This is a genomic window from Clostridioides sp. ZZV14-6345 (genome assembly GCF_020657775.1).
GTDB lineage: Bacteria > Bacillota > Clostridia > Peptostreptococcales > Peptostreptococcaceae > Clostridioides > Clostridioides difficile_D.
The window spans coordinates 1-15,476 of record NZ_JAGWCX010000085.1; the positions used below are offsets into that span (position 1 = coordinate 1).

Here is a 15,476-nt window from a genome sequence, read left to right on the forward strand (position 1 = left end):
TAGAAAAAAATTAATTTTAAGACAACTCCTTTTTAAAAGATGAATTATAAATTTTTTATATATACATATGTTTTATATAATGGGGATTAATTGTAATTATAATTATTAGTGTTTTCCAATAAATTTGTCATACTATTTAAACTTATTCCAACAGTAGAGGCATTGTGTAAAAAGGCAGATGTACTTGGTCTAACAAATCCACCTACGCCAAGTAAAATCAGACCTAAATTAAAGCCAATAATAAACTTAGAACTTAAATCGATTCTCTTCATAAGCTTATTACTAATCTGCTTTAAAACGATTAAATTATTCAAATTATCTGCTGATATGGTAATATCTGAAATCTCTCTTGCTATTTCAGCTCCTTCACTCATTGCAATTCCGACATCTGATTCTGAAATAGCAGGAGAATCATTGATTCCATCACCAATCATAATTACTTTGCGACCTTTTAGTTTTTCATTTTTAACAAAATTGGCTTTATCTTCTGGTAAGACTTCTGAATAATATTCATCAACACCAACTTTACTTGCTATAGATTTAGCTGTTTTCTCACTATCTCCGGTCATCATCACAATCTTTTTGATTCCGTATTCTCTTAAATTTGAAATTACATATTTTGCTTCTTCTCGTAAAGGGTCATTGATGCAAATAACTGCTGATAATTTACCCGATATTGCCATAAATAGGTGTGAATATTCATCTGATAAATTGTTGTATTTATCCTCCTCTCCATCTGGGATAATACACTTTTCATCTTCAAATACAAAATGTTTGCTACCTATTATAACTTTTTTATCGTCGACTTTTGTTGAAATACCATGGGCAATAATGTACTCTACCTCTGTATGCATTTCTTTGTGACTAAGCCCTTGTTTTTTGGCTTCATAAACTACTGCATTTGCTATGGAGTGTGGGAAGTGTTCTTCTAAGCAAGCTGCAAGTCGTAACATATCCTTCTTATTATAATCTTGGAATGTAATTATGTCTGAAACAGTTGGTTGTGCCTTTGTCAATGTTCCTGTCTTATCAAATACAATAGTATCTGCACATGCGACACTTTCAAGGAATTTTCCACCTTTTACAGTAATATTATTATTGTTACATTCTCTCATAGCTGATAGTACTGAAATAGGGATAGAGAGTTTTAATGCACAGGAGAAATCTACCATCAATATAGAGAGTGCTTTTATAGGGTTTCTAGTAATTGCATAGGTTAATATACTTCCTAAAAAGCTGTATGGAACTAATGTGTCTGCCAGATGTTCAAATCTACTCTCTACAGAAGATTTTAACTTCTCAGATTCCTCAATCATAGTTACTATTTTTTGAAATCTAGTAGTGACAGCCTTTTCTTTAACGCACATAACAATATTGCCTTGTTCTATTACAGTTCCAGCATATATGTAAGAGCCTTCTTTTTTGTTGACTGCAAGAGATTCACCTGTAAGTGATGCCTGATTAACCATTGCTTCTCCAGATATTATAACTCCATCTAATGGAATCATATTTCCCATGTTTACACTGACTAAATCATCTTCTTTTATTTCTGAAATTGGAACTAGTATTTCAGTGTCATCTTTTTTTAACCATACTTTTTCAATGTTCAATGACATACTTTGAGCTAAATCGTCTATAGACTTTTTTCTAGTCCATTCTTCCAATAGTTCGCCGATACCAAGAAGAAACATGACTGACCCAGCTGTATTGACATCTTTTCTAAAAATGGAAATACCTATAGCAGTGGCATCTAAAACAGATATTTCTATTTTTTTATTTAGTAGTGAAGAGAGACCTTTTTTTAAATATTTTATAGAGTGAAGCCCGATTAAAAAAAATCTTAAAGACTTTGGGAAAAATATTTTGGATACACTTTTAATTAGTAGTTTGTTTACTAATTTGTCTCTATAGTAATTGTTTAATTCCCTGCTAGTATGTTCAGGTACTAGATTTTCTATTTTGCTATTATTAAAACTGAACTTAGTGATTTCTCTTATTATGTATTCTCTTTCTCCAGTGTAATAAATGACTGCATCACCAGTTCTATCATAAACTTTTGCTTTAGTAATACCATTTATAGAAGTTAAGTAATATAAGAGAGTATCGGACTGTTTGTTGTTTAATTTGCCAAGTTGTAAATCAAAGCGTATACGACCTCTTATTTCATGCTTTATATAAAAATTCAATTTACTTCCTCCTGATATTATTAATCATAATATATGGTACTATTAATTATAATTTTTTAGGTTATCAATCATGATGAATGATATGATTAGCCATAATATTTTAGGTCATTAGTCATGATATGATTAGTCGTAATACTTTAGATTGTCAATCATGATGGATGATATGATTAACCATAGTACCTGATATTATTAATCATAATAATCGTTAAATTTATTCTGCTGTGCAAGTACTATTTTTTTCTTCAACTACATTGTCCTTGATTTCTTCACATTTAACACTATTAGAATTAGTATCTTCTACAGTTTTTATAGTTTCAGTTTTAGGAGCTTGTTGTTCACATTTAGAAGCATCTTGTACAGCGTTTACCTTAGATGCAGATAATTCTTCTTGTTCGTTGATTTCTTTTGCTTCAGCTAAAATATCTTCTACATTTTCTTGAATTTTAGTAGTAGTTTCAAGGACAGAATCTTTAACTTTCAATGCTCCTGCTGTTGCACGAGTGCAAGTTTTTTTTACACAGTCACTTGAAAGTATCTTAACACCTACAGTACCAAAAAGTACTCCTCCTAAAAATATCCCTGTTTTTTTCATTTTTAAAATGTTCATTTTATCTTATCCTTTCATATAGTTAGATTTTGTTTATATTTATGTGCAGGGTAATAAATGCTAAAAGTAGAGTATGTTTTACAAAACTAATTTAGAGAGTGTAGTAATTAGAAAATTATTGATATTTAGTTCAAAAATTTTAGAATATAGTAAAATAATAATTATTATTAATAGATTTGTAAAATCATATGACATTTATTACCATTTATGCAATTAAGTATAGCATGTGCGAATGGTATTTTCAACAGAAAATGATAATTTATATCAATTAATTTGCTTGATTTGTAATAGATTATCAAAAATTATACTTCTTTATATATGAGCATGAAAGGCAAAGTTTTAATTTTTCAATTAAAGTGCATTAGATATATTATTATAAATAAGCATCACTTTAAGTATAATAATGATTAGGAGGGAGTGATTATTGTGTCTAAATGAATAACAAGATAAGTTTATGATTGTAAATATTATATAAACATAAAAATTAGTGAAATGGTTTGGGGAAATTGATAATATTGTGTTTGGGAGAGTATTCTTATCTCAAAAGGATAAAGTTATGACAAGAAATGAGTTGTTTGACATTTATACAAGCAGATATTAGAATAAAAGAAAATTAATTTATTTTGTTCACCTTATGCTAAGAAGGCGAACTAGGCAATTTAAAATCTATAGAATGGAGAAGAACTATGAATAAAAACAAAAATTCGGTTATTATATGTATGTTTGTAGGTATGATACTTGGAGTGGCTATAGGTTGTGCTATGGGTATTTCTAAAGGAAATGTAGGTATCCAAATGTGTTATGGTTTAGTTTTTGGAATGATAATTGGCATATGTATAGGGACTGTTATCAAAAATTCCAATAAAAAAGAATAAACAAATTTGGATTTATCGGTTTGTTTAGTTACTCCTTAATTGTGATAAAATTTTTTACTTATCTGTAAAAAATCAGATAAGATATATTAGTAGATACTTTTTATATTTTTTTAGTATGGCAAGAATTGAATTTATATATATTACATTTAAATGACAAAAAATAAAAGTTAATTTTGTTTAGGTGGAGCTTTTTTTGCTCTTATATACTGAATAATGTCAAGTAAGTCTGCATCTTCTAAAATACGATACTTAATCTAACCTCCATTATTGCCACAAGGATAACGATTGACCCAAAGTTCTTTAGCTTTTGGTGTTAAAGCAACTAGTATTTTTTCTACTGATGGAACTTGCCTATCGCCTATCTGAATCATAACAGTAAATGCACCTTTTTCAAAAAAAGCATAAAATAAATGAAAAGATTTATGGCTATATTTGTAACCCCAACCATAATTATTTCCAAAAGGAAATCGAAGTTCTCTTGATAAATTATATTGAGTTTCCAGGTAAGTTTCCAACTTACACAAGCGTGCATATCCATCTTTACCTATGTATTCTATTATTTGAGACAAACAAGGTTTATTGCTTTTATCAAGCATACGTTCATACATTAAAATTTACCTCCGTTTTTACTTTTGAGTATAGCAAAGTAATTATGACAATAGTATGTCAAGTTTTTATGTTTTATTAGACTAATATGTAAATATAAAGTAGTTAGTATTGGATTATAGAAAAATATGATATTTATATATATTGGAAAAAAATGTAAAATAATGATAAAATATAGTTTATAATACAAAAGTATAATTATATTATAATTATACGTGTTTAGTTGGATTTGTGTATTTAAATAATGTATAATTTATGCTGATTACTGCTAAAAAAGCATAATAATATTGCATTGTAAGGTTTTATAAACTTCTAATTGAAAGGGGAGAATTCAAATGGATAAGAGATATTTAGAATCCGATGTATTTGAAGCTTTTCAAGAAAGACTTTCTTATCTTTTCAATGAATTTGATTATATCTATGTATCTTTTAGCGGAGGAAAAGATAGTGGTTTACTGCTAAATTTAGTTTTGGATTATAAGAGAAAGAATAATATAAGTTCCAAAATAGGAGTATTTCATCAAGATTTTGAGGCTCAATATAGTATGACTACTGAATATGTTGAAAAAGTATTTGAGGATAATATTGAAGATATTGAACCATATTGGGTGTGTTTACCAATGGCTACAAGAACTGCTGTAGGAAATTATGAAATGTTTTGGTATCCATGGGATGATGAGAAAGAAGATTTATGGGTAAGAGAAATGCCAGTCAAAGAATACATAATAAATCAAAAAAATAATCCTTTTACTTACTATAAATATAAAATGAGACAAGAAAGTTTGGCAAAACAATTTGGTAGGTGGATTAGAGATATACACGAAGGTGCAAAAGTTGTTTGCTTATTAGGAACGAGAGCATCAGAATCTCTACAACGTTATTGTTCTATTGTAAATAAACAGCATGGATATAAAGGAAAGTGCTGGATAACGAAGGAATTTAAAAATGTCTGGACAGCATCACCTATATATGATTGGGAGATAGAAGATGTCTGGCTAGCCAACTATAAATTTAACTATGATTACAATAAAATTTATGATTTATTCTATAAAGCTGGAGTAGCTCCAAGAAAAATGAGAGTAGCATCACCTTTTAATGATTCAGCTAAAGAGAGTTTAAATTTATATAGGGTATTAGACCCAAAGGTATGGGTGAAATTGGTTGCTAGAGTACAAGGAGCTAATTTTACTTCTATTTATGGAAAAACAAAAGCGATGGGATATCGTAGTGTTAAGTTACCATATGGGCATACCTGGAAAAGTTTTACCTATTTTTTGCTTGATACCTTACCTGAAAATATAAGAAATAGCTATATTAAAAAATTTTCAACATCTATTGATTTTTGGCATAATACAGGAGGTGGTTTGCCAGAAATCGTTATACATGAATTGATGAGAAAAGGTTATAAAATAGAGTTAAATGGAGTTTCAAATCATACAAAAGATAAAAAGAGTAGGGTCATATTTTTGGATGATATACCTGATGATACAGATGATATTAAATTTACCAAAGATATACCAAGTTGGAAAAGAATGTGTTATTGTATTTTAAAAAATGACCATATGTGTAAGTTTATGGGATTTGGTCCTACAAAAGAACAAAAAGTTAGAACAGAATATATTAAGAAAAAATATGAAAAAATCCATTAGATAGGAGTTAAGATACTATGGAATATAAAAGTCCTGTATATGGAATCATCGCAGTACCAATTGAAAAAATAGAATCTAACGACTATAATCCAAATGCAGTAGCCCCACCAGAAATGCAGTTGTTGTACAAAAGTATAAAAGAAGATGGTTATACAATGCCAATTGTTTGTTATTATAATCAGGAAAAAGACAAGTATGTTATTGTAGATGGTTTTCATCGTTATAGAATAATGCTTGAAAATGAGGATATATATGATAGAGAAAATGGACTTCTTCCTGTTTCAGTAATTGATAAATCTATTGAAGAAAGAATGGCAAGTACTATTCGACACAATCGTGCAAGGGGTTCTCATAATGTAGATTTAATGAGCAAAATTATAACTGAACTTTGTGAAATTGGAAAATCTGATGAATGGATATCAAAGCATCTCGGTATGGAAATTGATGAAATTCTTAGGTTGAAGCAAATAACTGGATTAGCTTATTTATTTAAAGATAAAGAGTTTGGTAATGCATGGATTCCTTTTGGTTCTGATATAGAATAAGAAAATTAAAGAGATTTATTAAAAGAAAAATATATATTAAAAATGAATGCTTTTAATATTATGTATAAATATAGAGAAAAGAGTAGGAAAAATATCCTATTCTTTTTTTATTTTTGTATAGCTATTAAGAGAATTTATAAATGTACAAGTATTGAGAAGCTATATGAATATAGAGGTGTTAAGGCTATATTTTTAAATTAAATTAAATAATATAACTTAAAATATTTTAATATCAATTTATTAATAAGCAAAAATAGTATTAAATTGTATATTTATATTGATTTAGATAAAATACAATCACATTTTATCTAAAAATGAATAATATATAGTAAATAGTAATTAAGTAATAAAAAATTGTATAAACTCTATATTAATTATTTCAAATAGATATTTATAAAAGATTAGTTTAATTACACCAATTTTTAAGAATAACATAAGAACAAAAAAGATACTCATTTAATTTTATTAGAGGTCTATTAAAACTACTGCTTATAATATAGAATCAGTATACAATTTTTAAAACAATACTATTTCAAAATTCTAAAAATTAAGGAGGATAATTAATGGGATATTTAAAAGATGATAGACAAGATTATTGTTGTGAATTTGCTAGACCATACATTAATCGTCAAATTTACAATGACACATACAATCCAAAAACAGCATTAAAAAGAGGTACTTTATTTCCTGAACTCGATTTAATAGAGTCAAATAACTATAATGATTGGCTATATGCAAATCCTAAAAACAGAGTTAGAGCTAAAAAAGGGGGTAACATGTACTAATGTCATTAAATAGAAGAGAGCTTTTAGAGAAAATTTCAGAATATCAATTTGCTTGTATAGAATTAAATTTATATTTAGACAATAATCCAAAGGATAAGAAGGCACTTGATTCATACAACAGATACTGCGATAAATTTACACAAGCTGTATGTGATTATGAGTCTAGATATGGAGCATTAACTAATTTTGGGTATGAATCAAGTGAATATCCTTGGTCATGGATATCTGAACCTTGGCCATGGGATAAATCATTTTATAAATAAAATTATACAATATTAAAATTAAATTTATTATTAATATATATTAAGGAGGAGTAAGATAATATGTGGATTTATCAAAAAACACTGGAACATCCAGTTAACATAAGACAAGCAGACCCTAGAATGGCAAAATATATCATGACTCAGTTGGGAGGACCTAATGGTGAGCTGGCAGCTGCAACTAGATATCTTCAACAAAGATATACTATGCCAACTGGAAAATCTCGCGCACTTTTAACTGATATAGGTACAGAAGAAATGGCTCATGTTGAGATAATTTCTTCAATGTTATATCAATTAATAGGTAATTGTACTCCAGAAGAACTTAAAGCTGCTGGGCTTGGAAGTAATTATGCTACTTTTGGACATGGTCTTCAGCCAGTAGATTCTAATGGAGTAAACTTTACTACAAGTTATATTAATGTCTTTGGCGATTCGGTAACGGATTTACATGAGGATATGGCTGCTGAACAAAAAGCATTGGCTACGTACTATCAATTAATAAATTTAACTGATGACCCTGATTTAAAAGATATATTGAAATTCTTAGGTCAAAGGGAAGTAGTACACTATCAAAGATTTGGTGAAGCACTAATGGATGTTTACGAATTTACAGAGTGTAAACATCAGTTCTAATAAAACAGTAAAAATAAGAGGTAAAGGCTTAAATAGATTGCCTTTATTTCTTGTTTTTTGTTATTCAAATAGATTATTTTGTTACTTAAATTTGTCAGTAAAAACAAGTAACTATATGAATAATAATTATATAAATTGTGGAGTATTAGTATAAATTAAGTGTCTACTGCTAGCGAAACACTTTTGTCAGTAATAGGGCAATACATAGAAAGTGTCAATAGTAGAGAATTTACATGAGAATCAGTTTGTAAGGATATTTTGATTGCATGTAATGAGGGTGGAGTTAAATCAAGTGAGATTGATTATATTAATCTTTTCTTTATATAAGAAGATTCCTAAAATCGGTACATTTGGAAAACTGTTGATTCCATTTATAATGGCTGGTATTCTTGGGTTTGTAATGCCCGAAGTGTTGGGAAGTGGACACAATTTAGTTGAAGCACTTACAAGTCATGAATATATTTTTGGAATGGTTGTTTTGATTTTTGTTATACGTTTTATATTTTCGGCTGTCAGTTTTGGGTCAGGTGCACCAGGGGGAATCTTTTTTCCACTGCTTGTTTTAGGAGCGTTTATGGGTGGAATATTTGGAATGGTAGGTGTTAAGGTTTTTGGAATGAACCCAGATTATGTCAATAATTTTGTACTTTTGGCTATGGCAGGATATTTTACAGCTATTGTGCGTGCCCCTTTAACTGGAATTATATTGATTTTTGAAATGACAGGTTCTGTTAGTCAAATGCTTTCACTATCAGTAATTTCGATTGTGGCATATATTGTGGCTACACTTATGAAATCTAAACCTATTTATGAAAGTCTTCTTGAGAGGTTACTTGAGAAAAATGGAGAACCTGCACCTAAAGATAGGGGAGAGGTTATTATTATAGTTAAATTGATTGTATTAGTGGAAGTATTTGGAAGATTGTTTATAGGTATTTGTTATCGTAAAGTAAGGTGATTTAGAATAAAAGTAAAAGGTTATAAAGCAATGAGTACTGTATTATAGAAAAGAGGACAAGAGTTTTAGAGTGAAAGTAAAAGTGTAAATAAGTATTTTAAAATATACTAAAAAACAAGAGAAATACTTTTAAGACAGTAATAAATAGTCAAATATTTCTATACCATAGTAAATAATTATCATAAAAAAGATATTATTATAATAAAGAAAGTATAATAGTAAAGAAGTTATCATAAAAAAGATATTAATTTTTTACTAAAAAAGCTATCACAATCAACAACGAAAAAGCGATTGAAAGTATTGAAAAAGTAAAGTGAGAATTTGAGTCATTATTACGATTATTAAGTTTTATCCATAAACCACATATAATTGTACACAATAATAAAATTGCTGATATTACTCCTATAAATGTAAAAAACATTAAAACTCCCCCTTATTTAATGTAAGTGTCTTTTAGTCAATGAAAATATTTTCATCCATTACTAGGGAATAACAGAGATGTACATTAAAAATAAATACATTACTATTTTGTAATATCTAATAAAAGTAAATCTAATTGAAAGTCTATTAAGCTATTTCTCTGTTCAACATTCTTAATATCAATACCGCTATACTTAAAAAAAGCATCAGAGCGAAGAAAAAGTAACTGAATAAATGAAGTTATTTGATATGCAATAGTCCTGTATTCAGATTCAGTTTTTTTATTGTCCTGATTTTCATAATGAGCCTTAACCAAAGGTAGTATTTCAAATGGATAAACAATTTCTTCTTGTATTAATATGTAGGGTACAGAAACCTTTATAAATTGACTATATTCTCCTATAAAATCAAAAAATGCAATTAGTATTTCCCTTAATTGCTGTTTAGGTGCTAAATTTTTAGTATCGTGTGTAGCCTTATATTCATTCATATGATGCTTTAAAAATTTTTTAATAGAAGTATTAATCAACTCTTCTTTAGATTTAAAATAATAATTAATCATAGCTAAATTTACATTTGCTTTAGCTACAATTTCTCTAGCTGTAATACTTGAAATATCTCTATGTGAAGATAGTAACTGGATTGTGGCATTAATTAGTTGTTCTTTTGTTGAATCTACTCTCATAATTTTTCCCCTCAAAAATTTCTTCATAAAAAATTAAACGTGTTTAATACACGTTTAGATACTATCATGAAAATTTTAAGATGTCAATGGGTGGTTGGTACTTAGACATTTAGTTACAAATATATTAAACTTTTATAAGAGGTATCTGAATTTCTGTAAGATAATTTTCAGGATTTGTTTCATTATGCTCGCCTTTATGACCAATTTGCCTATTTATACCTGACATTTTATAATCACTATTTTTATCCAACCAATAACAAAAGGACTCATATGCACCAGCTATATTTTCATATGGACCATACACCATAGTGCATGCCATTATATCAACTTCTTCTGTCTCATGATATATAAATTCAGACTTATTCTTTCCAAGCTTCTTTACGACAATTCCAACTTCAATATCTACACCATTATCTCTAACTTCTTCGTCATGGTAAAATGCTATATTATTGTTGGATTGACGTGATACTTCTATATGTTCTTTTTTAACAAAATCATATAACTTCTCCCAGAGGATGCCTTCAGAGTAGTAGTCTGGTATTATTTCTCTAAGTGATATGATTTTATAACTTGGAATCTTCTTAAAGACAACATTGTAATGAATCTCATTTTTATCACAGTTTATGGCTTCTATAAGCTTATCAATTTTATTTATTCTCTGTTGTTCTTGTTTTATTTCATTTTGTATTTCATTCTTTTTTCGATTTAATTCTTTAATTACAAATTCATCATCCCAATTATGTATGATATTTGCTATTTCTGAAACACTAAATTTTGAATCTCTCAATAAGACAATTCTTTGTAAAGTTGAAATTTGTTCAACCGAGTATAGCCGATGACCTGTATATTTATCTATTTCTGCAGGTTTTAGAATACCGAGTTCATCATAATAACGTAACATACGAATAGAAACCTGTGTCAATTTTGAAACTTCTCCAATTTTAAACATTAAAATATAACCTCCTTTTCGCTTATAATCAGTATATATTTTGTTTTTGTATACTTCAAGCATTTAGGGAGGTACATTTATATTACAGTTATTACTATAAACTATGGAGAGTAAACTGCATTTGATTCATAGTTGTATCAAATTACAGATTATTTTAAATTTTATAGCCCATATTAAAATTAATATTCTAGCTCAAATTCAAAATTATCTGACTTTATCTGCTCAATTTCAGAGTTTACCTTCTGTTTAAATTTATTAGAAGAAATTATATATGCAAGAAATATCAAACCAAATATTATTTGTACATATTGAGCTATTACACATAATTTAATAGGGTAGTGTAAAATCAATTGAACATTGAAGAAGAAGTACATCATATGAGTAAATCCAGCTGCTAAAATACTTCTATTTGTATTGATATATACAAAGTTAATGATAAAGTTTAAAAGTACAATGTTTGGTATAAATAAAAATGCGTCAAATAGAGAATATTGTGCTAAATTATATGGTATTTGATTAGGTGTAAAATATGACCCTAAGTACCAAACTCCACAAACAAGCCCTAAAATAATTGAAGAACCTGTAAATCCAAATCTGACTAACAATTTATCAATAGCATATCCTCTCCATCCAAATTCTTGACTAAGTATACTTGATATAAAACTTGCGAATAAAATAAAAGCTATTTGAGAGGGTTTATACATTGCTATATGTACCCAATCTATATCAGAAGTTTTTATATTAAAGTAATTTCCTATTGTTAAAGAAACAATAAAAGTTAAAGCAAAAAATAATATTGTTAATAATGGCCATTTTATGCCCATTTCTCTAAAGCTTAGGTATCTATAAATGAAATCCTGTTTTGCACTTTGTGGGTAGACTGTAGAGATAAAAAGTAGACCTACAATAGCTGGTGACGTATATGCAAGATAAAATATGATTTCTCCAAGTATAGTGCCTGTAATTCCAAATAATACAGGTGTAAGACTGAATATCCAGTTAAGTAATAGAGTAAATATAAAGAAATAGGTTAAGTGTTTATTTGTATTAAAAGGGGTGTTATATAGTTGCATTTTTTTACTATCCTTTCGTTTTATAATAGAATTTTAATTTATCTAATCGTTTGCTTCTTATGTATTAAGTTTTCATTTAACATTAGTCATTATTTGTTATAATATGTTATTTTTTGTATTTTGACTATCTATTTATAAATTAAATATAATTAGTTAGTATTTACTATTGAATTATATTATTTTATTTTGATTATTAAATAGGTCAATAAATGTACAATTAGTGATATTAATAAATTACTTTAGATTTTTATTAAATGTTTAGCTTTTCTCTAATATTTTTTATGTAACAACGTCATCTCATTTTATTACTGTCATTAGAATAGCATTATATCTTATTGAGTCCAACTAGATGCGTTCTAAATTTCAAATTATGTATAGTGAAATTCAAAAATTAAACAGTGAAATTCAAATTTGAGGTGATAAAATTCAAAAAATACTATGGATATTTGGAAATATAATCCAAATATCCTAGTATTTTTCATAGAATATATCTAATTATTTTACAAATAGACCTATTTTATGATTTACATAGATTGTCAAATTTACTTCTTAAATACCAAAATATTTTTGGATAGTGTATCAATACTGTTAGATAAAGTGTTTAATTTACCCTCGATTCTAACCAATAAATACATAGATAGAGCTATGGGAAAACCAACATTGGTTATTAACAGTTGTAAACTATCATCCATGAAATTAGCCTCCTATTCTATAACTAAGTCGTAAGGAGTGGTATTTGTTTCTACAACCTTAGCTTCAACAGCAGAAGCAAGGTCGAATCCTCCAACTGAAAAAATATTTTTAGATACTATCAAATCCATAACAGATTTTATATTTTCTTCAGTTAAGTTATCTTTTGGATTTTCTATAGAAAAAGAAACTTGCTTATCCTTTACATTTTTAAAACTCATGACTAATTTTTTCTTAATCTCCATACAGTTACCTCCGATATAATAATTTATATTTTAAATTGTTAATATTAATTGTTGCTATCAATTTGTTGATTTTAATTGTTGTTAGTATAGTAAATGCCTTGATATTATTTCAGTTAGCTTAAATTGAGTGTGACAGCACTTGCAATAGCTAACATGTGTAAGTTGAAATATATTTGACATATTAATCTTTAAAGTATCAATGTATCAAAGCTATAATATTGAATTTATAAACTATATTGAATTTATCACTTAATATTGAAGTTATAACATATAAAATCTATAGCACATTGAGTCATTATATAATTTAACACTTTATATAAAGAGTAGATTTCTTATTTTTGAAGTAGACTATATTCAAAAGTTATTATTTAGATAGAGATGTACTATCTAATTTTAAAATATCTACAATAGGATTTTCTTGAAGACTTGCTATTGCCTCTGCAACAGCATAAACATCATCATTCAATGCTTCTGCCTTTACATTTGCGAATGACTTACTTTTAATAACCGCCTTACCCTTATCATCAAAACCAGCATCCAATTTTAGTTTTATACTAGATAAATTTTTTGTTGAAACAACTGCCATAAAATTACCTCCTAAAAATTTAATTTCAAAGATTTGTCGACTTTCTTTGTTAACTATAATACTATCATCTAAGATAATATCGGAGTTAAACCATAATTTCTTAAGATTTTTTGTGTAAATTTTTATAGAAAAAATTTTCATATGTGTATAATGAGGTAACTTATAAGTTATTTATGGAAATATGTTTTTAGTATTTAAAAACAGTGTTTGTGTATTTTCATGTTAGTTGAGCTATTTTTGAGTAGGGTTTTATATGTATAGAGTTAAATGTTAGGTGTTAAAGTTTATGTTAAAAAAATTATTAAATTTAATCTGTAAATAAAAAAGTTAAAAGTCCAATATTAACATTTTACCTTTAAAGCATTAAAATCTTTATTAAAGCTAACAAAGTTATTAGGTTATGAAAAATTTTATTAAATTTAATACAGTTATAAGACTAAAAAAATCTATATTGGGAAAGTTCATTTTGTAATACCCTCATAAAGATAGTTTAGTAAATAATTCATTAAATAAAAACTTTGTTAAGGTTGTAAAAAAATTTAAGAGGGGAGTGTAGTTTATGAAAATAAAATTGGAAGATATACCAGTTCAGTTTCATGCAATGGTAGAAATAGTGGGGATTGATAAGTTTATAGAAGTCACTAAGATGTATGGAGGTACAAATACTTATATACCTACATATAAGGGGATTTTTAGATATGCTAGAAATAGAGAAATAGTAAAACAGTTTAATGGAGTCAACTACAATGAATTGGCTGTTAGATATTGTATGTGTGTAAGTAATATTAAGCGAATACTCAATGAAAATAGTATATAAACATAATGCAAAGTGTCTTATAAAATGTAAGTGTAAAAGTAGAAAAGACGTTTTGTAAAGTTTTTTCAGACAAATTAACTAAATTTATTACTTATTAATTTAAATACATTGTATATTCTATAAAAGAATTTGTTAGATACTGGAGATATATTGAGAATACAAAAAAATAGTCGAAAATATTTGTTAGCTAAAAAATAGATAAAATGATACAATTGCTTGTATAAAGGGGAAAAAACAATAAATAAACTATATAAATAAAGAAATATAAATTAATATGACATAATATATTTATAAAATTAAGAATATAAATAGATATTTTAAGGAATTAGCTGTTAAATTAGAAAAGATTAAAATAAATATATATTTATATTTAAACTATTGTGTTGTTTATATAAAAATAATAACTATCGAGTTATTAGCAATTATTAGTAGAAATGGGGGAAATAGATATGAATAATGGATTTTATAAATTGAATTCAGTGGTATTGGGCTTTGACATAAGAAATGATATTAACAAAATAAGATTTAATCATTATATAATGAGAAAGGAAAATGTACAAAGACTCCAAGGGACTCTGCCAAGAGGACAATTTTATATGACAGTGAGGAGAGCTGCCACAGATTTACAACTTTCTATTTCTACTATAAGCAGACTTGTAAGAGAGTTTTTGGATTTAGGGATAATAAGATTGGTATCTAAGGGCGTAAAAGGTAATCGTTCTGTATATAGTTATGTAAGTATAGAGTTTAATGGAAGTTTATTTGATGATAGCAAGTGTATAGAGCTTGATTGTGTAGGTAATAGAGATTCTGTAGATAGTGATATAGAGTTTGATTGTGTAGATAATAGAGATTCTGTAGATAGTAATATAGAGTTTGATTGTGTAGATAATAGAGATTCTGT

18 protein-coding genes and 1 pseudogene are annotated in these 15,476 nt (G+C 27.2%); 9 read left to right on the top strand and 10 right to left on the bottom strand.

The genetic code is table 11. The annotated features are described in order from the left end of the window. Positions 1-86: 86 nt before the first annotated feature. The gene (locus tag KGF39_RS17210; RefSeq protein ID WP_227823224.1) at positions 87-2,186 is read right to left on the bottom strand and encodes a heavy metal translocating P-type ATPase; all 2,100 of its coding nucleotides are present in this window, start codon (positions 2,184-2,186) and stop codon (positions 87-89) included. A 211-nt stretch (positions 2,187-2,397) separates the two neighbouring features. Beyond that, positions 2,398-2,793, bottom strand: coding sequence for a DUF6110 family protein (locus tag KGF39_RS17215; protein WP_227823225.1), 396 nt, complete (start codon positions 2,791-2,793; stop codon positions 2,398-2,400). A gap of 686 nt (positions 2,794-3,479) precedes the next feature. Between KGF39_RS17215 and KGF39_RS17220 the strand changes: the two genes are divergently transcribed. Further along, positions 3,480-3,668, top strand: coding sequence for a hypothetical protein (locus KGF39_RS17220; protein WP_227823226.1), 189 nt, complete (start codon positions 3,480-3,482; stop codon positions 3,666-3,668). A 254-nt stretch (positions 3,669-3,922) separates the two neighbouring features. On the opposite strand, the gene KGF39_RS17225 is transcribed toward KGF39_RS17220, so the two are convergent. Then, positions 3,923-4,276 (bottom strand): DUF3788 domain-containing protein, encoded by a 354-nt coding sequence (locus KGF39_RS17225; RefSeq protein WP_227823227.1) that lies wholly within the window; start codon positions 4,274-4,276, stop codon positions 3,923-3,925. Positions 4,277-4,609: 333 nt separating this feature from the next. Here KGF39_RS17225 and KGF39_RS17230 point away from each other — a divergent pair, with 333 nt between their 5' ends. The 6 genes from KGF39_RS17230 (at position 4,610) to KGF39_RS17255 (ending at position 9,107) form a co-directional block, all read left to right on the top strand. After that, a complete protein-coding gene (locus KGF39_RS17230) occupies positions 4,610-5,923 on the top strand; it encodes a DUF3440 domain-containing protein (protein WP_227823228.1) in 1,314 nt (437 codons plus the stop codon). A 17-nt stretch (positions 5,924-5,940) separates the two neighbouring features. Continuing rightward, positions 5,941-6,468 carry an IbrB-like domain-containing protein gene (locus KGF39_RS17235; RefSeq protein WP_227823229.1) on the top strand — a complete coding sequence of 176 codons (528 nt, stop codon included), beginning with the start codon at positions 5,941-5,943 and terminating at the stop codon, positions 6,466-6,468. 563 nt (positions 6,469-7,031) lie between these two features. Next, positions 7,032-7,253: a spore coat associated protein CotJA gene (locus KGF39_RS17240; RefSeq protein ID WP_054272540.1), complete on the top strand. Its 222-nt coding sequence runs from the start codon at positions 7,032-7,034 to the stop codon at positions 7,251-7,253. Next, a complete protein-coding gene (locus KGF39_RS17245; protein ID WP_227823230.1) occupies positions 7,253-7,516 on the top strand; it encodes a spore coat protein CotJB in 264 nt (87 codons plus the stop codon). Before KGF39_RS17240 ends, KGF39_RS17245 begins: the two co-directional genes overlap by 1 nt. A 60-nt stretch (positions 7,517-7,576) precedes the next feature. Next, positions 7,577-8,149, top strand: a complete 573-nt coding sequence (locus KGF39_RS17250; RefSeq protein WP_054272542.1) for a manganese catalase family protein — start codon at positions 7,577-7,579, stop codon at positions 8,147-8,149. Positions 8,150-8,441: 292 nt separating this feature from the next. Next, positions 8,442-9,107, top strand: coding sequence for a chloride channel protein (locus tag KGF39_RS17255; protein WP_227823231.1), 666 nt, complete (start codon positions 8,442-8,444; stop codon positions 9,105-9,107). A gap of 244 nt (positions 9,108-9,351) precedes the next feature. Here the strand turns inward: KGF39_RS17255 and KGF39_RS17260 are convergent, their stop codons facing one another. The 7 genes from KGF39_RS17260 to KGF39_RS17290 all read right to left on the bottom strand — a co-directional run bounded on the left by KGF39_RS17260 (position 9,352) and on the right by KGF39_RS17290 (position 13,755). Then, positions 9,352-9,528, bottom strand: a complete 177-nt coding sequence (locus KGF39_RS17260; protein WP_227823232.1) for a hypothetical protein — start codon at positions 9,526-9,528, stop codon at positions 9,352-9,354. Between the two features lie 102 nt (positions 9,529-9,630). Then, positions 9,631-10,212, bottom strand: coding sequence for a TetR/AcrR family transcriptional regulator (locus KGF39_RS17265; RefSeq protein WP_227823233.1), 582 nt, complete (start codon positions 10,210-10,212; stop codon positions 9,631-9,633). Positions 10,213-10,336: 124 nt separating this feature from the next. Continuing rightward, positions 10,337-11,161 carry a MerR family transcriptional regulator gene (locus tag KGF39_RS17270; RefSeq protein ID WP_227823234.1) on the bottom strand — a complete coding sequence of 275 codons (825 nt, stop codon included), beginning with the start codon at positions 11,159-11,161 and terminating at the stop codon, positions 10,337-10,339. 179 nt (positions 11,162-11,340) lie between these two features. Next, a complete protein-coding gene (locus KGF39_RS17275) occupies positions 11,341-12,234 on the bottom strand; it encodes a type II CAAX prenyl endopeptidase Rce1 family protein (protein ID WP_227823235.1) in 894 nt (297 codons plus the stop codon). A gap of 542 nt (positions 12,235-12,776) precedes the next feature. Then, positions 12,777-12,926, bottom strand: coding sequence for a YvrJ family protein (locus tag KGF39_RS17280; protein ID WP_054269141.1), 150 nt, complete (start codon positions 12,924-12,926; stop codon positions 12,777-12,779). Positions 12,927-12,938: 12 nt separating this feature from the next. Then, entirely contained in the window at positions 12,939-13,169 is a 231-nt protein-coding gene (locus KGF39_RS17285) for a DUF2922 domain-containing protein (RefSeq protein ID WP_054272552.1), read from the bottom strand. A 364-nt stretch (positions 13,170-13,533) separates the two neighbouring features. Then, complete coding sequence (locus KGF39_RS17290) at positions 13,534-13,755, bottom strand: DUF1659 domain-containing protein (protein WP_054272553.1); 222 nt, start codon at positions 13,753-13,755, stop codon at positions 13,534-13,536. Positions 13,756-14,314: 559 nt separating this feature from the next. Here KGF39_RS17290 and KGF39_RS17295 point away from each other — a divergent pair. Together KGF39_RS17295 and KGF39_RS17300 are read left to right on the top strand one after the other, a co-directional pair. Further along, the gene (locus tag KGF39_RS17295) at positions 14,315-14,572 is read left to right on the top strand and encodes a Mor transcription activator family protein (RefSeq protein WP_107594624.1); all 258 of its coding nucleotides are present in this window, start codon (positions 14,315-14,317) and stop codon (positions 14,570-14,572) included. A gap of 449 nt (positions 14,573-15,021) precedes the next feature. Further along, positions 15,022-15,476, top strand: a pseudogene (locus KGF39_RS17300) (hypothetical protein); the annotation flags it as partial.